Source organism: Streptomyces sp. NPDC059224, assembly GCF_042754285.1.
In the GTDB taxonomy this organism is placed as follows: domain Bacteria; phylum Actinomycetota; class Actinomycetes; order Streptomycetales; family Streptomycetaceae; genus Streptomyces.
The window spans coordinates 54,900-72,957 of record NZ_JBHZAN010000026.1 but is presented as its reverse complement, the minus strand read 5'-3'; the positions used below and the strand labels follow the sequence as shown (position 1 = coordinate 72,957).

Below are 18,058 nucleotides of genomic sequence, written 5' to 3'. Positions count from 1 at the left end.
CGCAACTGCTCCGGCGTGCTGCGAGATCTACTCTGCTTTTGTGGTCGGCTGCGTCTGTTTTTTATACGCGCCCGGGGGGGTGCACCCCCGCCCCCGGGGGGGCCCCCACCCGGGGGCGCCCCCGCGCCTCTCAGGGGTGCTACGGCAGGGCGTGGACGTGTGCTCCCACCGAGTTGGACCACGCGTTGCCGGCCGAGGCGTCCCAGTTGGTCGACCAGGTCATCGCGCCACGCAGGCCGGGGTAGGTCGTCGACGGCTTGAAGGAGCCGCAGCCGGTGCCCTTGGTCAGGCAGTCCAGGGCGTTGTTGACCACCGTCGGCGAGACGTAGCCGCTGCCCGCCGCGCTGGTCGACGCCGGCAGGCCGAGGCCCACCTGGGAGGGGGACAGCCCGCCCTGGAGCTGGATGCAGGCCAGCGCGGTGAGGAAGTCCACCGAACCCTGGCTGTACACCTTGCCGTCACAGCCCAGCATGGAACCGCTGTTGTAGTACTGCATGTTGACGACGGTGAGGATGTCCTTGACGTTCAGCGCCGTCTGGAAGTACCCGTTGGACGTCGACTGCATGTCGATCGTCTGGGGCGCCATGGTGATGATCAGCGAAGAGCCGGCCTTCGACGACAGGGAACGCAGCGCCTGGCTCATGTAGGTCGCGTTGATGCCGTTCTCCAGGTCGATGTCGACGCCGTCGAAGCCGTACGTCTGCATCAGTGAGTAGACGGAGTTGGCGAAGTTCGTCGCGGACGCCGAGTCGCTCACCGAGATCGTGCCGTTCTGGCCGCCGATCGAGATGATGACCTTCTTGCCGGCCGCCTGCTTGGCCTTGATGTCGGCCTTGAACTGGTCGACCGTGTACCCGCCGAGTCCGGCCGAGTCGAGGGTGAAGCTCACCGCGCCCGGTGTACCGGTCGCGTCCGCGAAGGCGACGGCGATGATGTCGTAGGAGGAGGGCACGTCGGAGATCTTCTGGACGGTCGCTCCGTTGTTGAAGTTCTGCCAGTAGCCCGTCACCGCGTGCTTGGGCAGCGTGCCGCCGCCGTTGCCGCCGGAGGCGGTCGTGGTCGCCGTCACCGCCGTCGACTTGGCGGACTCGCCCGCCGAGTTGGTCGCGGTGACCTGGAAGGAGTACGACGTCGAGGCGGCGAGGCCGGTGACCGTGGCCGAGGCGCCGGCGACCGCCGCGACCTTGGTGCCGCCCTGGTAGACGTTGTAGCCGGTCGCGCCCGACACCGCGTTCCAGGACAGCGACGCGGAGGAGGACGTCGTACCGGAGACCGCGAGGCCGGCCGGGGTGGCGGGCACGGTCGGGGCCGGGTCGGAACCGCCGCCGCCGTCGGGGCCGTAGACCGAGACGTCGTCGGCGAAGTAGGCGGGCTGGCCGTACCAGCCGTGCGTCCAGACCGTCACCGAGGTGGTCGAGGAGCCGGTGGTGAAGGTCGTCGACAGCTGGGTCCAGGACGTGTTCGGGGTCCAGGTCGACACGTCCGTGGTGCCGGTGCCGGTCACGCCGAGGTAGGTGTAGGAGCCCTGCACCCACGCGCTGAGGGTGTAGGTCGAGTTGGCCTTGACCGCCACCGTCTGGCTGCACTGGGCGTAGTCCTGCCCGGCCGGGGTCGCCTTCAGGGCGGCGGCGCCGGAGTGGACGGGCGAGGAGACGGTCGTACCGCTGCCCGCCGAACAGGTCCAGTTGGCGAGGGCCGACTCGAAGCCGGCGTTCTTCACGTTGTTGACGTCGGCGGCGGAGGCGGGGGAGGAGGCCAGGCCCGCCATCGCGAGTGCCGTGGCGAGCGCCGCCACGGCCGACCAGGTTCGGATACCTCGCTGTCCGGCATGCCGGGACACGAGTCGGGGGATGAGTCTGGGCATGACAATCAAGGTGGTCCAGACCAATTCACGTGTCAATAGGTCCAGACCAAATTCAGTGGAGCCGCTGACCGGATCAGGCCCCGGACATATGCTCAACCTGTCCCGGTTTGGCGCCACTTGTATGGTCACGGATCCCAGACAGCTGGACAAACGCTGTTCTCCGGTCACAGAGGCGTGGTTACAGTGCTGAGGTAGTCACGCAATGAAGTCGTCCCGGCTCATTGGAGTAACACCGGTGGGCCGCCGGGGTGTGGAGAGCGGGGAGCTGCGCGTGCCAACTGCCATTGCCGTGACCAGCGCCGACATGGCGCTGCCCGTGCAGGACGAGCGGACCATGCCCGCCGTCGTGCTCCGGGACCTGGACCAGCGGCCCCTCGACCACGCCCTCGCCGAGATCGCGGCGCTCATCGAGCAGCACGGACACCTGATCGTCGTCTGCTCCGCGGCCGTGCCCGAAGCCGTGACCCGGCGCCTGCACACCCTGCGCGCCCTGCTGGAGAGCGACCGGATCGCCCTGTTCCGCCCCGACCTGCCGCCCCTCGGCATCGCCGTGCTGGCCCGGCAGTTGCGGCAGCTGGCCTCCTGCGACCTCAGCCCCGGCGTCCTCGCGTCGGCCGGCCGGCTGCTCACCCACTACATCCACTCCGGCGCGGTCCTCGGCTCGGTCGCCAAGCTGGACCGGGTCCCGGTCACCCTCAAGGCGCACACCAAGTCCTGGATGCCCGGCACCCAGTTCGCCGTCGTCGCGCACCCCCAGCCGCAACTGGTCCGGGTCGGTCCGGACACGACCCTGGCGGGACCCGATTTCAGCACCTGGCTGCTGGTCGCCAGAGGGCAGCTGCAGTCCGAGTGGATCGGCGGTCTCGCCAGGTCCTGGGGCGCGTACGGGCTGCGCGAGACCCCGCTGCCGGCCGAGTCCGCCCAGTGGTGGGGGACGGGCCGCGTGATCGAGTTCACCAGCTATCTCTCCGACCTGTCGGTCCTCTACCAACTGGTCACCTCGGTCCGGCGGACCAGCTGCCACTGGTGCGGCATCGACGTCATCGGCGACCGCTGTGTCTTCTGCTCCGCCATCCCGCCCGTCTACGACCCGCCGACGCACCGCGCGCTGGAACGACGGACGACGCCCGCCTGACCCGTACCGCCCACCGCCACTCACCGATCAGTTCCCCACTCCCCGCTTCCCCGATGAGGTCGCACGGTCCATGAACTCCCGTCAGCGCCGCGGCGTGATACTCCTGATCCTGTCGGTGATCTGCGCGCTCGGCGCCTTCGCCGGCGTGCTCTCGGTCATCGACAACGCGAAGTCCGAGGTCGGCCCCAAGGTCACCGCGTACAAGGTCCGTTCGGACGTCAAGCCGTACACGACACTGAGCGCCGGCCAGTTCCAGAAGGTCGAGATGCCCCGGCGGTGGCTGTCCGCCAACGCCGTCACCAGCCTCACCGCGATCGAGGGAAAGATCGCGGTCACCACGCTGAAGAAGGGCTCGCTGCTCCAGACCGACATGATCGTCGACCAGCCCGCGCTGAAGGCCGGCGAGCAGGAGGTCGCGATCATGATCGACGCGGCCACCGGAGTGGCCGGGAAGATCACCCCGGGCTCGCTGGTCAACGTCTACGCCACCTTCGAGGGCAAGCAGCAGAGCGCCCCCGACCAGTCGAAGATCATCGTGACCAACGCCCGGGTCCTGGACGTCGGCGCCCAGCTCAGCTACGTCGACCCGGACAACAGGAACCAGCAGCCCAGCGACGCCGTCCCCATCACCTTCGCGCTGTCCACGCTCGACGCCCAGCGCCTCACCTACGCGGAGTCCTTCGCCCAGCGGGTCCGGCTCGCCCTGGTCGCGCCCGGCACGACGACCACCGTGCCGGACAAGGACCGCACCTACGAACTCGCGACGGACAAGTGAGAGGCGCCTCGCATGCCCATCAGGATCCTCCCCGCCGTCGGTGACCCGGACGCCGTCCGCGCACTGGTCTCCCTGCTCAGCCAGCTCCCGGACAGCGAACCGCTGCCGCCCGTCGCCGACTCCACCCAACTCGTCGACACCCTGGCCCGGTTCGCGGCCGAGTCCGTCGACGAACTCCCCGAGGTCGTCGTCGTCCACGAACGCATCGGACCGGTCCCGGCCCTGGAGCTGATCCGCGAGGTCGCCCTGCGCTTCCCGGCGGTCGGCGTCGTCCTCGTCACCACGGACACCAGCCCCGGCCTGTTCGCCGCCGCGATGGACTCCGGCGCCCGTGGCCTGGTCGGGCTCCCCATGAGCTACGAGGAGCTGGCCGGCCGCGTCCAGGCGGTCGCCCAGTGGTCCACGGGCGTACGACGCCACCTCGGCCACGGCGCGGACGCGTTCGCCGGCGTCGGCGGCACCGTCGTCACCGTCAGCGGCGCCAAGGGCGGCACCGGCGCGACCCTGGTGGCGATCCAGGTCGCCCTCGCCGCGCAGGCCTCCGGTCACTCCACCGCGCTGGTCGACCTCGACCTCCAGACCGGGGACGTCGCCTCCTACCTGGACGTCCAGTTCCGCCGCTCGGTCGCCGACCTGGCCGCGGTCAACGACATCTCCCCGCGCGTCATGGCCGAGGCCGTCTTCCGGCACGACTCCGGGCTCGCCCTGCTGCTCGCGCCCGCCGAGGGAGAACGCGGCGAGGAGGTCACCGACCGGGCCACCCGCCAGATCCTCAGCGCCCTGCGCTCCCGCTACGAGATTGTGGTCGTCGACTGCGGAGCCCAGCTCGGAGGCGCGGGCGCGGCGGCCGTGGAGACCGCCGACCTGGCCGTCCTGGTGACCACGCCCGACGTGGTCGCGGTACGCGCCGCCAAGCGCACGGTGCGGATGTGGGACCGGCTGCAGATCCGCAAGGCCGAGGAGACCACGGTGGTCGTCAACCGGCACACCAGGGCCACGGAGATCCAGCCGGCCCTGATCCAGCGCATCACCGGCACCGCGCTCGCGGGCACGGCGATCCCCGCGAACTTCAAGGAACTCCAGAGCGCGGTGGACGCGGGACGCATGCACGAACTCGACGCCCGGAGCACGGTGAAACAGGCGCTGTGGGCACTGGCGGGGGAGCTGGGTCTGGTCCGCACGGCGGAGGGCACGGTACCGCGCCGGGCCGCCGCCCGGGCCCGGAGCGGGGAGCGGGCGGCGGTCGGATTCCGGCGACGGAAGGAGTTGCCATGAGGATCCGCCGGACGGGTGGTGGGCCGGGTGCGGGTGCGTGGGGGCCGAGCGCGCGGTTCCCCGCGCCCCTCGGGCGCGCTTCAGCGGGGCGCGTTCTGGCCGGGTCCCGCAGGGAAGCGCCCCGAAAGGGCGCGGGGAACCGCGCGACCAGCCCCCACGCACCCGCACGCGACGGCGCCCGCGACCGCGGCCAGGTCACCATCGAACTCCTCGGCATGACGCCGGTCATCATCCTCACCCTGGTGCTCATGTGGCAGGCGGTCCTCGTCGGATACGCCTTCACGCTCGCCGGGAACGCCGCCGACGAAGGGGTACGGGCGGGTACGGCCGTCCCCCCGGGGGAACGGTTCGCCGCCTGTCGGCGCGCCGCGCTGGAGGACCTCTCCGGCGCCTGGCGGCAGGGCGCCACGGTGGACCACTGCGGCGGCACCGGCATGGTCACCGCGGACGTCTCCCTGCGCGTCCCGGTGCTCTTCCCCGGCACGATCGACTTCCCGGTCACCGTGCACGGCCACGCCGGCACGGTGGAGGAGGTGAAGCAGTGAGGCTCCGTGAACGGTGCGACGAACGCCGCGGCCGCGACCGAGGACAGGTGGCCGTCGAGTACCTCGGGTTCATCCCGGTCCTGCTCATCGTCGGACTGGCCGGCATCCAGCTCGGCGCCGTCGCCTACGCCGCCGAACAGGCGGGGACGGCGGCCCGCGCGGGCGCCCGGGCCGCCGCCCTGCGGCAGGACGCCGGCTCGGCCTGCGCCGCCGCGGTCAGCCTCGGCGTGACCTGTGCGACCTCCGGCGGCGGCGACTCGGTCACCGTCACCGCGACCGTCCACATCCCGAAGATCCTCTGGGTGGACCTCGGCAACGCCACCAAGTCCGCCACGATGCCCGTCGACCACTGAACGAGGAGCACGGCAACCATGAGCCTGCGGGCACGGATCAACTCCCCCGAGGAGCACGGCAGCCGGGGCGAGGACGGCCATCTGGTCTCCTCCTACCGGGCCAAGCTCCTGGAGGAGATCGACCTCGCGGAGATGAGCGCGCTGGCCGCCGCCGAGCGCCGGGCCCGGCTGGAACGCGTCCTCGGCCACATCATCAGCCGCGAGGGCCCGGTGCTCTCGACCGCCGAACGCTCCCAGCTGATCCGCCGGGTCGTCGACGAGGCCCTCGGCCTCGGCATCCTGGAGCCGCTCCTCGAGGACGCGTCGATCACCGAGATCATGGTCAACGGCCCGGACGCGATCTTCGTCGAGCGTGGCGGCCGGGTCGAGCAGCTGCCACTGCGGTTCGCGTCCGCGGACCAGCTGATGCAGACCATCGAACGGATCGTCTCCACCGTCAACCGCCGTGTGGACGAGTCCAATCCGATGGTCGACGCCCGCCTGCCCTCCGGGGAGCGCGTCAACGTGATCATCCCGCCGCTCTCCCTGACCGGCCCCATCCTCACCATCCGCCGCTTCCCGCGCTCCTTCACCCTCCAGGAGCTGATCGGCTTCGGCTCGCTGGACGAGCACATGGTGTACCTGCTGGCCGGCCTGGTGCAGGCGAAGTTCAACATCATCGTCTCCGGTGCCACCGGCACCGGGAAGACGACCCTGCTGAACGCCCTGTCCGGGCTGATCCCGGCGCACGAACGCATCATCACCATCGAGGACTCCGCCGAACTCCAGTTGCAGCAGTCGCACGTGGTCCGGCTGGAGTCCCGCCCGGCCAACGTCGAGGGCAAGGGCCAGGTCTCCATCCGCGACCTGGTCCGCAACTCCCTGCGGATGCGCCCCGACCGGATCGTGGTCGGCGAGGTCCGCGGCGGCGAGTCCCTGGACATGCTCCAGGCCATGTCCACCGGCCACGACGGTTCGCTCGCGACCGTCCACGCCAACAGCGCGGAGGACGCCCTGACCCGGCTCCAGACCCTGGCCTCCATGTCGGACGTCGAAGTCCCCTTCGTCGCCCTGCACGACCAGATCAACAGCGCGGTCGAGGTCCTCGTGCAGCTGACCCGGTTCGCGGACGGCGCCCGCCGTATCACCGAGATCGCCGTGCTGGACAGCCACGGCAGCGAGCCGTACCGGCTGGCGACGGTGGCCCGCTTCGACGCCCGGCCCATGACCCACGACGGCCACGTCCACGGCACCTTCCAGTACTTCCCGCTCCCGCGGCGCACCGCCGACCGCCTCTACATGGCGAGCCAGCCGATTCCCCAGGCCTTCGGCGTGGCCCAGCACTTCGACCAGCTCACCACCCGAGAAGCGAGGTAGGCCATGACCCTCCATGACCTCGTCACCCTCACCACCGGCGTCACCCTGCTGACCTGTCTCCTGGCCGTGGTGGGCCTGCACACCTACGCCTCCGGCCGGGCCCAGCGCGCCGCCCTCGTGGACCGCCTCTCCTACACCGGCCAGGCCCCGCTCACCGGCCGTCGGCGCCGCTTCCGCAACCTGGACCGGCGGCTGCGCGGCACTGGGCTGGGCAGGCGGCTGGAACTCCGGCTGGCGGCGACGGGCCTGGACGTGACGCCCGGCGAGTTCTTCGTCTACATGCTGGCCGCCGTCGTGGCCCTCTGGCTCATCGGCCAGGCCACCCTGGCCCCGTTCTTCGGGCCGATCGCCGGCCTCCTCGGAGTCTTCGCCGCCGTGCAGTTCCTCAACTGGCAGCGCCAGAAGCGCATCGAGCGGTTCATCGGCCAGCTTCCCGAACTCGCCCGCATCCTGGCCAACGCCACGCAGGCCGGCCTCGCCCTGCGCACCGCGATCGGCATGGCGGCGGAGGAGCTGGAGGCCCCGGCGGGCGAGGAACTCGGGAAGGTGGCCGACCAGTTGGCGATCGGCCACTCCATGGACGACGCACTCGGTGAACTGGCCGAACGGCTCCCGTCCCGCGAGCTGGTCGTCCTGGTCACGACCCTCGTCCTCTCCAACAGGGCGGGCGGCCAGGTGGTCTCCGCCCTGCGCAACCTGACCGAGACCCTGGAGGAGCGCAAGGAGACCCGGCGAGAGGTCCGCACCCAGCTCTCCCAGGTGACGATGACGTCGTACGCCGTCCCGGCGCTCGGCATCGGCGCCCTGTTCCTGATGAACGGGGTCAAGGGCGACACCCTGGACCGCATGACGGGCACCGCCCTCGGGCAGGCCGCGGTCCTCATCGCCTTCGGCCTCTACGTCATCGGCTTCGTCCTCATCCGCCGTCTCAGCCGCATCGACGTATAGGGGGATGTCACCATGGCACTGCTTCTGGCCCTCCTGATGGCCCTCGGCGTCTGGGGCGTCTTCGCGGGCGTCCGGATGTACCGCGCGGACGTGAAACTCCCCTCCGACCTGGCGATCGCCCTGGAGGTCGGCGCGACCCGCACCGGCGCCGCCAACTCCCTCGTCGACCGCATGGGCATGCGTTACGCACCCGCCGTGCTGCGCCTGATGGGGCCGCGCATGGTCGCCAGGTACCGGCGCAGGATCGACCTGGCGGGCAACCCGGGCGGCCTGACGATCGACCGGTACGCGGCCCGCCGCGCGGTCTACGGGGCGCTGGGCGCCGTCGGCTTCCTGGTCTTCCTGCTCCGCGGCCAGTGGCTGGTGGCCGTCCTGCTCCTCCTGTTCGGCGCGTTCTGGACGGAGGTCGGTATCTGGTCGGCGATGCGGATCCGCAAGGACGTCATCGAACGCACCCTGCCCGACTTCCTGGACGTCCTCGCGGTGGTGGTCAGCGCCGGCCTCGGCTTCCGCCAGGCGCTCGACCGGGTCGCCTCGCACTACGAGGGCCCCTGGGCGGACGAACTCCGCATCACCCTGCGTCAGCTGGACCTGGGCATGAGCCGCCGCCAGGCCTTCGCGGAACTCCGCCGCCGCAACGACTCCGAACAGGTGGCGATGTTCGTCACCGCACTCCAGCAGGGTGAGGAACTGGGCGCGCCGATCGTCGACACCCTGGTCGCCCTGGCCAAGGACATGCGCCGCACGGACGCCCAGAACGCCCGTCGCAAGGCGGCCCGGGCGGTGCCGAGGGCCACGCTGATGATCACCACGTTCATGGTCCCGGCCACGATGCTCCTGCTGGCCGCCGGCCTGCTGCTGGGCTCCGGGGTCGACTTCGGGTCCGTCACGGGGAAGTAGCGGGAGAGGCAGCCGGGGGAGGGCGGGTGAGGACGATGACGGCACGGGAGGACGACGGGAAGGTCGAGATCCGGGCCCTGCGGGCGATGGGCCGGCAGGTCTTCGGTTTCCGCCTGGCCATGATCGCCGTGGCGGCCCCCGCAGCCCTCCTCAACGCCACCCCCGGCCTGGGCACCCGCCTGGTCGGCTCGGCGGTGGTCGTCACCTTCATGATCTCCTACGTCCTCTTCCGCGACTGGCAGCGCTTCGGCCCGCTCCTCCTGCGCCACCCCACCCTGCTGGCCCTCGACACCCTCTTCGGCTCCTTCCTCCTGGTCTCGGCCGGGCCCGACACGACCCTCGCGTACGTCAGCGTCTGCACCCCGCTCCTCGCCGGCCTCCTCTACAGCTGGCGCGGAGCGGCGGTCTTCGCCTCCCTCCAGTCGCTGATCCTGCTGACCGTGACGGCGACGCTGGAGCACCACACCGCGGTGGCCGACTCCCTCCTGCTGCCGGGCCTGTGCGTGATCACCGGTGCGCTGGGCTCCACCCTGCGCACCCTGATGCTGCGCTTCGGCACCGCCACCGAGGCCCTCACCGAGACCCGCGCCCGCCTGGCGGCGACGGAGGCGGTGAGCGCCGAACGCGCCCGTCTGGCCCGCGAGATGCACGACTCGGTGACCAAGACCCTGCACGGCGTCGCGCTGATCGCCGACGGCCTCGCGGAGTCGGCCGCCGCGTCCCCGGACCGGCTGGACCCGGCCCTGATCCGGCAGCAGGCGGAACTGGTGGCGACCGCGGCCCGCAAGGCGGCGGGGGAGTCCCGGGACCTCCTGTCGGACCTGCGGACCGCGACCGACGCCGAGCCGGCCGACGTACTGGACGAACTGGGGTCTCTGGTACGTGCCTTCACCGCCCGCACGGCCCTCCCCGCCACGTACGACGGTCCGGCCGCCCCCTTCCCCCTCGCCCCCGCCACCAGCCGCCGGCTGCTGAGCATCACCGCCGAGGCCCTGGAGAACGCCTACCGCCACGCACGGGCGACGAGGGTCGACGTACGCGCGCGGACCACACCCACCCACCTGGTGGTGACCATCCGGGACGACGGCCGGGGCCTGCCCCCGGACACGACCCCCGAAGTCCTGGGCCGAACCGGCCACTTCGGCCTCCTCGGCATGACGGAACGCGCCGCGTCGATGGGGGCGCACCTCCGGTTGACCACCGACGAGGGCACCGAGGTCCGAGTGGAGCTGCCACTGACATGACCAAGACGACGGAGACGACGAAGACGAGAGGAGGCCCCCAGATGCCGCACCCCCCCTTCAGGGAGCGCGAAGAACCACCGCCCCCGCCCCCGCCCCTGCGTGTCCTGGTGGCCGACGACAACCCGGTGGTCCGAGCCGGCCTGACGGCCGTCCTCTCCGCGCTGGACGACCTCACGGTGGTGGCGGAGGCCGACGACGGCCGCGCGGCCTACGAGGCGGCCCAGCGCCTGCGGCCCGACGTCATCCTCCTCGACGTCCGCATGCCCGGGATCGACGGCATGGCGGCACTGCCGCACCTGGTGCGGCTGGCCCCGGTCATGATGCTGACGTACAGCGACGAGGCGGAGATCGTGCAGGAGGCCGTACGCCTGGGCGCCGGCGGCTACCTGGTCCACGGCGAGTTCACGACAGCACAGCTCGCCCAGGCGGTACGGGACGTGGGCGGGGGCCGGCCGCACTTCACGCCGACGGCCACGAACGCGTTGCTCGCCCATATCAGAGGGCATGCAACTGCACATGCAAATCCCGAACGTCCCGCTCTCCCAACACATTTTCTCCCCAAAGGGCTTTCGCGACTGCAATCACCTGTGGGACAGTCATCGAAGTCCCGATTTCAACTGAGCAGCAGGGAGGCGGAGATCATGGACCTCATCGCGTCCGGCATGACCAACCAGCAGATCGCCGCCGTCTGCTTCATCAGCGAGAAGACGGTCAAGAACCACATCAACCGGATCTTCGCCAAGCTCCACACCACCACCCGCGCCCAGGCGACGGCCAAGTGGCTGGGGGTGGCACGAGGATGAACAGGGTGAACTGGGTCCGGATTTGGGTCCTGGGACCCTCCGCCCACGGGTATGTTCCGCCGTACGGTGCAAGGATCGGAACCGAACCCGGAGGGGAGCACCATGAGCGACCGGATGCTGAGGATGCTTGTCGCGCTGCAGCGCCGCGCCGACGACCGGGGGCAGACCGCGGTCGAGTACCTGGGGATCATCGCGGTGGTGGTGGCGATCGTGCTGGCGATCACGGGTACGAGCATCGGCTCCACGATCCTCGACAAGATCACGGCACAGATCAACAAGATCGTGTGAGCCGCGTCCGCCGGTACGGCGACTCCGGGCAGGCCTTCCCCGTCTACATCACAGTGGTGGGAGGCCTGCTTTTTCTCGCGTTCGCCTACTTCGCGGTCGGCCAGGCCGCAGTGAATCGAAACGGGGCGCAGACCGCCGCGGACGCGGCGGCACTCGCGGCGGCGGTGAACACCCGCAACGAGCTTGCCGATCAGTGGGTGCAGGACGTACTCGATCCGACCAAGTGGCAGGACATTTTCGACGGAGACGTGACAGTGGCCGACTCCTGTTGGCGCGCTGACGAACTCGCCGCCCAGAACGACGCCAAGGCTCGATGCACGCCCGAACCTCCTTTGCGGTACACGGTCGACGCCGAGACGAACAAGGCCGTCGGCGACTCCGTGGTCCCCGGCACCGAGAGCATGAGGTCGAAGGCGCACGCCACCGCCGTGATCGAGCCGCTCTGCAAGTTCAGCCTCCCCGGTAGGAGCGGCGTACTGCCCGAACTCACCTGCCGGGACCGCGACTGGACCCTGGACCCGGGCGACCTCACGGACCTTCCGGGACCCGAGGACCTCTTCGACGTCCATCTGGCCGATTGACAAGCGAATCGACGAGTGAAGAAGGAAGCGGGAGCGATGAGCATTCGGTGCACTGCGCGGGCTCGCAGGGGAGCCGTCGCATTGCTGGTCGCGGCCGGTCTGGCCGCCGGAGCGGCCGGCTGCGGCGGGGGCGGCGACGACGGCAAGAAGCCGCAGGCATCGGCCTCCGCCTCCCGGAGCGGTGGATCACAGCCGAGCGCACAGGACGGGCAGTCGGCCGCGCCCCTGGCCGAACTCCGGGGGCAGGACGGTCTGCTCCTCCAGATCACCTCCGCCGACCGCGACTCGGGCGGTTTCGTCACCGTGAACGGCGTCTTCAAGAACGACGGTTCCCAGTCCCTCGTGATTCCTTCGGCGATCCGCGGCGACGAGACCGAGATCGTCCAGCACGGGACGTCTCTCGGGGGTGCGACGCTCGTGGACTCCAAGGGCAAGAAGCGGTACTACGTCCTGCGCGACACGGAGGGCCGCCCCCTGACGACGACCGGACTCTCGACGATCGCGGCGGGCCAGACCATCCCCGTCTTCATGCAGTTCCCCGCCCCACCCGCCGACACCACCGAGGTCACGCTCCAACTCCCCACCTTCTCCAGCGGCACGATCCAGATCTCCGGGTGAGGCCGACGTGACCACAGCACGCCTCCCCCTGACCCTGGGCGCCGCCACGCTCCTCCTGGTCGCGAATCTCTACGGCGCGACGGCCGCCCGTGCCGACGGCGGTGACCCGAGCGTTCCCCCGGGCACCGAGCCCTCCGCCTCCGCGCCCGTGGAGATCGACCCGACGGACCCCGACCTCAAGCTCCCCGAAGGCGCCACCCTCGCCGATCCCAAGGTCCTGGACATCAAGTCGGTCGTGGAGGACCAGAGCGGCGAGGAGCGCCGTGAGGACACCAACGCGGACGTGACGTTCGCCCTCCAGGCCGAGGTGCTGTTCAGCAAGGACAGCTCCAAGCTGAGCGCGGCGGCCAAGGCGCGGATCGACACGATCGCGGAGGAGATCAGGAAGCAGAACGCCACCCAGGTGCGCGTCTTCGGCTTCACGGACAACCTGGGCTCCTCGGCCCACGGGGACGTCCTCTCCCGGCAGCGCGCCAACGCCGTACAGAGCGTCCTCGACCAGGACCTGAACGACCCGAACATCACCTTCGACGTCCGCGGCTACGGCGAGCAGTACCCGATCGCCGACAACTCCACGGAGCAGGGCCGCAAGAAGAACCGCCGCGTGGAGGTGACGTTCCCGAGGACCGGGTGAGCGGCTACTCGGCCTCTGTCTCTATGCTCACCCGCGTCCCCACCCGCACACCCCACCCCGCCATGGCCCCGGCCTCCGCCTCCAGCACATGCCGGGACCGCGGACGCGGCAGCCCCAGGCGCCCCGGCGGCATGGTGCGCAGGGCGATGACGGTCAGCCGCCGGTCCAGATAGGCGACGTCGATCGGCATCCGCATCCGGAACGTGTGGATGCTGCCGGCGGGGGAGAGCAGCATCGCCCCGTCGAGCGAGTCCCGCCCCAACAGGCCCTTTGCGCGGGCCCGGTAGGACGTGGCGATCTCCAGCGGGACGGTGACCGGGTTCTCGTCGCCATGGATGACCAGACTTCCTCGTCCGTCCTGCCAGTGCCTCATGGCCTGCCCCTCGCCCGTCTCGTAGCGGTTCCTCGAATCGACCGTATCCGCAATACGGACGAGTGATGCTCGCAGCCGTCCGCACGCGCGCGAAACGGCTCGTGGACAGCGCGGGGAGCACGCCGTCGGCCGCGGGGTCACGTCGGCGCCGCCGCCCTCGAACGCGTTCGCCGCGCAGGAGTACGGCTGCCGGACCCGCAGTCGGCGACGCCGTCAGGCCTGACTTCGGTCCATGCGGTTGTGGCTTTCCCGGTCCTCCGGTTAGGAAGGTCCCATGACCGCACTAGGCGCCGTATTCCGCCCCCAGCTGCCGCCCGAGCGACTCCGTGCCGTGGTTCGGGTCGCGGAGGGGGCCGGGCTGGAGGAGCTGTGGCTCTGGGAGGACTGTTTCCGGGAAGGTGGGATCTCCACCGCCGCCGCTGCCCTCGCCTGGTCGGCGCGGGTGCGGATCGGGGTCGGGCTGCTGCCCGTGCCGTTGCGGAACGTCGCGATCACCGCGATGGAGGCCGCCGCGCTGCACCGGATGTTCCCCGGGCGCGTGGTCCTCGGCGTCGGCCACGGCGTGCAGGACTGGATGGGCCAGGTCGGTGCCCGCGCCGAGTCCCCGCTGACCCTGCTCCGCGAGTATCTCGACGCCCTGCGCGCGCTGTTGCGCGGCGAGCGGCTCACCGTCGACGGGCGCTACGTCCGGCTCGACGACGTGGCGCTCGACTGGCCGCCCGCCGGGCCCGTCCCGGTCCTCGCGGGCGCCGAAGGCCCCCGCACCCTCCGTCTCACCGGCGAGGCCGCCGACGGGACGATCCTCACCGCAGCCACCCCGCCCGACGGTGTCCGCCGGGCGTGGCGGCTCATCGAGGAGGGACGCGCCGCCGCCGGGCGGAGCGCGGAGGAGCCGCACGAGGTCGTCGTCTATCTCCTCACCGCCACCGGGGCCGACGCGGCCGCCCGGCTCCGTGCCGAACTCGGTGCGGAGGGCCTGGAGTCCGTCCCCGATCTCGGTGTCGCCGGAGACGCGGGCGCCGTCGCCGAAGCCGTACGGCGGCTCACCGAGGCCGGCGCCGACACCGTCATCCTCCAGCCGACGGCGGACGAACCCGATCCCGAGGGTTTCGTACGGTTCACCGCCGAGGAGGTCCGGCCGCTCGTGCCGTGAGCCGTCCGGTACGGCCGCCGTCCGGCCCGGTCAGGCGGTGTCCTCGGGCACCGGCCGCTGGTGATCGCCCGTCGCCCCGTCGATCAGCTCCCGCAGGATGTCGAGGTGCCCGGCGTGCCGGGCGGTCTCCTCGATCATGTGGACCAGCACCCAGCGCAGGGAGACCTGATGGTCCCGCCAGTCCGGCCGGCCCAGCGCGTCCAGGGGCCGCCCGGCGATCACCGCGTCGGAGGCGGCGCGCGCACGGCCGTAGAACTCGACGATCTGCCGGGTCGTCTCGCCGGGGCCGACCGACAGGTCGTCGTCCGTGTACGGGTCGAACCAGAGGGGTTCGACCTCGGCGCCGAAGCTCGCCACGAACCAGCCGTACTCCACCGACGCCAGATGTTTCACCAGCCCCAGCAGGTTCGTCCCGGACGGAGTCATCGGGCGGCGCAGCTGTTCGTCGTCGAGGCCCTTCAGCTTCCACAGCACCGCGTCCCGGTGCCGGTCCAGGCTCGCGTGCAGGATTTCCTTCTCACCGGCGGTATACGTGTCCTCGGTCGTCGTCATGGTGGGCGAAATTAGCAGCGGGCACCGACGATGTGCTGGGATCATGCGGGCCATGGCCGATCAGACGCACCGCACCTTCGAGGACCTCGTCGCCGAGGGCGCCGCCGTGCCCACCGAAGGCTGGGACTTCTCCTGGTTCGAGGGCCGGGCCACCGAGGCGCGCCCCACCTGGGGCTATGCCCGCGCGGCCGGCGCACGGCTGGCCGGGGCCACCGCCGCGCTCGACGTCCAGACCGGCGGCGGCGAGGTGCTCGACTTCGCGCTCGGCACGGCCGCCGTGAACGGCTCTGCACGGCCGCGGCTGCTCGCCGCCACCGAGGGCTGGGCGCCGAACGTCCGTAAGGCGAGCGCTCTGCTGAGTGCGCGCGGTGTCGTGGTCGTCGCCTCGGCCGAGGACGCCCCGCTGCCGTTCGCCGACGAGTCCTTCGACCTGGTGCTCAGCCGGCACCCGGTGCGCGCGCACTGGCCCGAGATCGCGCGCGTGCTGCGTCCCGGGGGCACGTACTTCGCCCAGCACGTGGGGCCCGCCAGCGCCTTCGAGCTGGTGGAGTACTTCCTCGGGCCGCAGCCGGAGCCGGTCCGCGGTGGCCGGCATCCCGAGCGGGAGCGCGCCGGGGCCCAGGCGGCCGGGCTGGAGGTCGTGAGCCTGCGGGCCGAACGGCTGCGGATGGAGTTCCACGACATCGCCGCCGTCGTGCACTTCCTGCGGAAGGTCGTATGGATGGTCCCCGGCTTCACGGTCGAGGCGTACGGGCCCCAACTCCGCTCCCTGCACCGGCGGATCGAGGCGGAGGGGCCCTTCGTCGCGCACAGCACCAGGCACCTCTTCGACGCCCGTAAGCCGGAGCTCCGGCCCTGATCCACCCGCCTTGGAATGCCAGGTCCCGAAGAATGGCCAAGAACGGTCGTTCGAGGGGGCGGACGGCTGGGCGGTGCCTGGGGAGCCTGCGGGATCACCGCGGGGTATCTCATGACACCGTTGGGCTAACCATGACAAGTCGTTCGTTCTTTCTTGTATCTGTACATACGCGAATATTTGCCCTCTCCGTTCACCTACCATTTCCATGGCGTTTTCACATCGTTACCTCTGGTGTCCCGTATCCACTCGTCGGCTCACGTAAGTTCAGACCAAGGTAATTCGCGTGAGCAAAGCCGCGCGGGCGGCACCGTGCGGTGGAGGGGGCTGCGCGGTGCCGCATTGCCCTGCTGGCACCCGTCAAGCCGTCGTTCGCGGCCGGGGTAGCCCGCCGGAGGGACGGTGGAGCAACTCGCCGAGACGCCCCCAGGATGGCCCAAACCCTTTTGATCTCCCCGAATGCCCCCACCTTCCCTGGGATTCCGCTGCGAATCGGCCATCGGGGGCCCCTGGATCCAACGCTTCCGGCCCCCCGAGGCGTCGCCGGGCGACTCCGGAGAGTAGTTGTGGCACGCCGATGCGCGCGGCATCACTTACGAAGGGTTATGGTGGAACCCCCCCCCTCGGGCCGGTCCGTCTCCCCCCCACGGACCGGCCCGTTTTTTTCCGTCCTCCGTCGGCGCGCGGTCCGGCCCTGAAGTCCGGCCTCCGAGTACGGCCCCGACGCCGTACCCCGAACGGGCGCGGGGGCCGCATGTGTCAGTGACCCCGGCCCGGGGCGCGACCAGCCACGCGACCCGCGGCCGGGTGGCGACCGGAACCCCCGCCTCCGGAGGCCCCTCCCTCCCGCGTCTCCCCCAACTCCCCGCGGGGTAGGCTTCGGCGGGCGGACTCCCGCATGCGCATCCCGCGGACTCCCGCATCCCGATCACGCGGACTCCCGCATCCGAATCACGAGGGGCGGACCTCAAGTGAACCTGCGCGACAAGCTGCGCGGCCTGCTCGTCAGGCTCTACGCACGCCGGGTGGAAGGCCACCTGGACCACGCTCAGGTGCCGAAGCACATCGGCGTCATCGTGGACGGCAGCCGACGCTGGGCGAAGGCCGCCGGCTCCACCCCCGTCGACGGTCACCGCGCCGGCGCCGAGAAGATCGAGGAGTTCCTCGGCTGGTGCTCCGAGACCGACGTCGAGGTCGTCACCCTCTGGCTCCTGTCCACGGACAACTTCAACCGCCCCCCGGAGGAGCTGGTCCCGCTCCTCGGCATCATCGAGGACGTCGTCCGCACCCTCGCCGCCGACGGCCGCTGGCGGGTCCACCACGTCGGCACCCCCGACCTCCTGCCCTCCCCGATGCAGACCGCGCTCAAGGAGGCCGAGGAGGCCACCGCGCACGTCGACGGCATACTGGTGAACGTCGCCATCGGTTACGGCGGCCGCCAGGAGATCGCCGACGCCGTCCGCTCGATGATCCTCGACGCCCAGGACAAGGGCATCGGGATGGGCGACCTCGCCGACTCCGTCGACATCGACATGATCGGCCGGCACCTCTACACCGGCGACCAGCCCGACCCGGACCTGGTGATCCGCACCAGCGGGGAACAGCGGCTGTCCGGATTCATGCTCTGGCAGACCGCACACGCCGAGTACTACTTCTGCGAGGTCTTCTGGCCCGCGTTCCGCAAGGTCGACTTCCTGCGCGCCCTGCGGGACTACGCGGCCCGCCACCGCCGCTACGGCGGGTGACGTGATCGTGACGGCGGACGTCGACACGGCATACGCCCCCCGTCACCGCCGCCACGCTGG

The 18,058-nt window shown here is 71.0% G+C and carries 20 protein-coding genes; 17 read left to right on the top strand and 3 right to left on the bottom strand.

Features of this window, described 5'->3' with window-relative positions; all coding sequences use genetic code 11:
* Positions 1–139: 139 nt before the first annotated feature.
* Complete coding sequence (locus ACFXI4_RS28150; RefSeq protein WP_384996052.1) at positions 140–1,864, bottom strand: chitinase; 1,725 nt, start codon at positions 1,862–1,864, stop codon at positions 140–142.
* A gap of 202 nt (positions 1,865–2,066) precedes the next feature.
* On the opposite strand from ACFXI4_RS28150, the gene ACFXI4_RS28145 reads away from it, so the two are divergent.
* The 14 genes from ACFXI4_RS28145 to ACFXI4_RS28080 all read left to right on the top strand — a co-directional run bounded on the left by ACFXI4_RS28145 (position 2,067) and on the right by ACFXI4_RS28080 (position 13,319).
* Positions 2,067–2,999 carry a hypothetical protein gene (locus ACFXI4_RS28145; protein WP_384996050.1) on the top strand — a complete coding sequence of 311 codons (933 nt, stop codon included), beginning with the start codon at positions 2,067–2,069 and terminating at the stop codon, positions 2,997–2,999.
* A 70-nt stretch (positions 3,000–3,069) separates the two neighbouring features.
* Positions 3,070–3,774 carry a Flp pilus assembly protein CpaB gene (gene cpaB, locus ACFXI4_RS28140; protein ID WP_384996048.1) on the top strand — a complete coding sequence of 235 codons (705 nt, stop codon included), beginning with the start codon at positions 3,070–3,072 and terminating at the stop codon, positions 3,772–3,774.
* A gap of 12 nt (positions 3,775–3,786) precedes the next feature.
* Entirely contained in the window at positions 3,787–5,049 is a 1,263-nt protein-coding gene (locus tag ACFXI4_RS28135) for a CpaE family protein (protein ID WP_384996045.1), read from the top strand.
* 215 nt (positions 5,050–5,264) lie between these two features.
* Complete coding sequence (locus ACFXI4_RS28130; protein ID WP_362716202.1) at positions 5,265–5,594, top strand: pilus assembly protein; 330 nt, start codon at positions 5,265–5,267, stop codon at positions 5,592–5,594.
* A complete protein-coding gene (locus tag ACFXI4_RS28125; RefSeq protein WP_362716200.1) occupies positions 5,591–5,947 on the top strand; it encodes a TadE/TadG family type IV pilus assembly protein in 357 nt (118 codons plus the stop codon). Before ACFXI4_RS28130 ends, ACFXI4_RS28125 begins: the two co-directional genes overlap by 4 nt.
* A gap of 18 nt (positions 5,948–5,965) precedes the next feature.
* Positions 5,966–7,303 carry a CpaF family protein gene (locus ACFXI4_RS28120; RefSeq protein WP_362716197.1) on the top strand — a complete coding sequence of 446 codons (1,338 nt, stop codon included), beginning with the start codon at positions 5,966–5,968 and terminating at the stop codon, positions 7,301–7,303.
* Positions 7,304–7,306: 3 nt separating this feature from the next.
* Positions 7,307–8,251 (top strand): type II secretion system F family protein, encoded by a 945-nt coding sequence (locus ACFXI4_RS28115; RefSeq protein WP_362716194.1) that lies wholly within the window; start codon positions 7,307–7,309, stop codon positions 8,249–8,251.
* Between the two features lie 12 nt (positions 8,252–8,263).
* Positions 8,264–9,151: a DUF5936 domain-containing protein gene (locus tag ACFXI4_RS28110; protein WP_384996040.1), complete on the top strand. Its 888-nt coding sequence runs from the start codon at positions 8,264–8,266 to the stop codon at positions 9,149–9,151.
* Positions 9,152–9,186: 35 nt separating this feature from the next.
* Positions 9,187–10,395, top strand: a complete 1,209-nt coding sequence (locus tag ACFXI4_RS28105) for a sensor histidine kinase (RefSeq protein ID WP_384996038.1) — start codon at positions 9,187–9,189, stop codon at positions 10,393–10,395.
* Positions 10,396–10,436: 41 nt separating this feature from the next.
* Entirely contained in the window at positions 10,437–11,198 is a 762-nt protein-coding gene (locus ACFXI4_RS28100; RefSeq protein WP_384996036.1) for a response regulator, read from the top strand.
* 102 nt (positions 11,199–11,300) lie between these two features.
* Positions 11,301–11,486 (top strand): hypothetical protein, encoded by a 186-nt coding sequence (locus tag ACFXI4_RS28095; protein ID WP_362716182.1) that lies wholly within the window; start codon positions 11,301–11,303, stop codon positions 11,484–11,486.
* Positions 11,483–12,067 (top strand): pilus assembly protein TadG-related protein, encoded by a 585-nt coding sequence (locus ACFXI4_RS28090; RefSeq protein WP_384996032.1) that lies wholly within the window; start codon positions 11,483–11,485, stop codon positions 12,065–12,067. The genes ACFXI4_RS28095 and ACFXI4_RS28090 overlap by 4 nt, the downstream gene beginning before the upstream one ends.
* Positions 12,068–12,103: 36 nt before the next feature.
* Entirely contained in the window at positions 12,104–12,685 is a 582-nt protein-coding gene (locus ACFXI4_RS28085; protein WP_384996029.1) for a hypothetical protein, read from the top strand.
* A 7-nt stretch (positions 12,686–12,692) separates the two neighbouring features.
* A complete protein-coding gene (locus tag ACFXI4_RS28080; protein WP_384996026.1) occupies positions 12,693–13,319 on the top strand; it encodes an OmpA family protein in 627 nt (208 codons plus the stop codon).
* Positions 13,320–13,323: 4 nt separating this feature from the next.
* On the opposite strand, the gene ACFXI4_RS28075 is transcribed toward ACFXI4_RS28080, so the two are convergent.
* Positions 13,324–13,692 carry a DUF192 domain-containing protein gene (locus tag ACFXI4_RS28075; protein WP_384996023.1) on the bottom strand — a complete coding sequence of 123 codons (369 nt, stop codon included), beginning with the start codon at positions 13,690–13,692 and terminating at the stop codon, positions 13,324–13,326.
* 274 nt (positions 13,693–13,966) lie between these two features.
* Here ACFXI4_RS28075 and ACFXI4_RS28070 point away from each other — a divergent pair, with 274 nt between their 5' ends.
* Complete coding sequence (locus tag ACFXI4_RS28070) at positions 13,967–14,845, top strand: LLM class flavin-dependent oxidoreductase (protein ID WP_384996020.1); 879 nt, start codon at positions 13,967–13,969, stop codon at positions 14,843–14,845.
* A gap of 30 nt (positions 14,846–14,875) precedes the next feature.
* On the opposite strand, the gene ACFXI4_RS28065 is transcribed toward ACFXI4_RS28070, so the two are convergent.
* A complete protein-coding gene (locus tag ACFXI4_RS28065) occupies positions 14,876–15,397 on the bottom strand; it encodes a DinB family protein (protein ID WP_362732856.1) in 522 nt (173 codons plus the stop codon).
* A 52-nt stretch (positions 15,398–15,449) separates the two neighbouring features.
* Between ACFXI4_RS28065 and ACFXI4_RS28060 the strand changes: the two genes are divergently transcribed.
* Positions 15,450–16,256, top strand: a complete 807-nt coding sequence (locus ACFXI4_RS28060) for a class I SAM-dependent methyltransferase (protein WP_384996018.1) — start codon at positions 15,450–15,452, stop codon at positions 16,254–16,256.
* Positions 16,257–17,224: 968 nt separating this feature from the next.
* Positions 17,225–17,998 carry an isoprenyl transferase gene (locus ACFXI4_RS28055; RefSeq protein WP_362721737.1) on the top strand — a complete coding sequence of 258 codons (774 nt, stop codon included), beginning with the start codon at positions 17,225–17,227 and terminating at the stop codon, positions 17,996–17,998.
* Positions 17,999–18,058 lie beyond the last annotated feature (60 nt).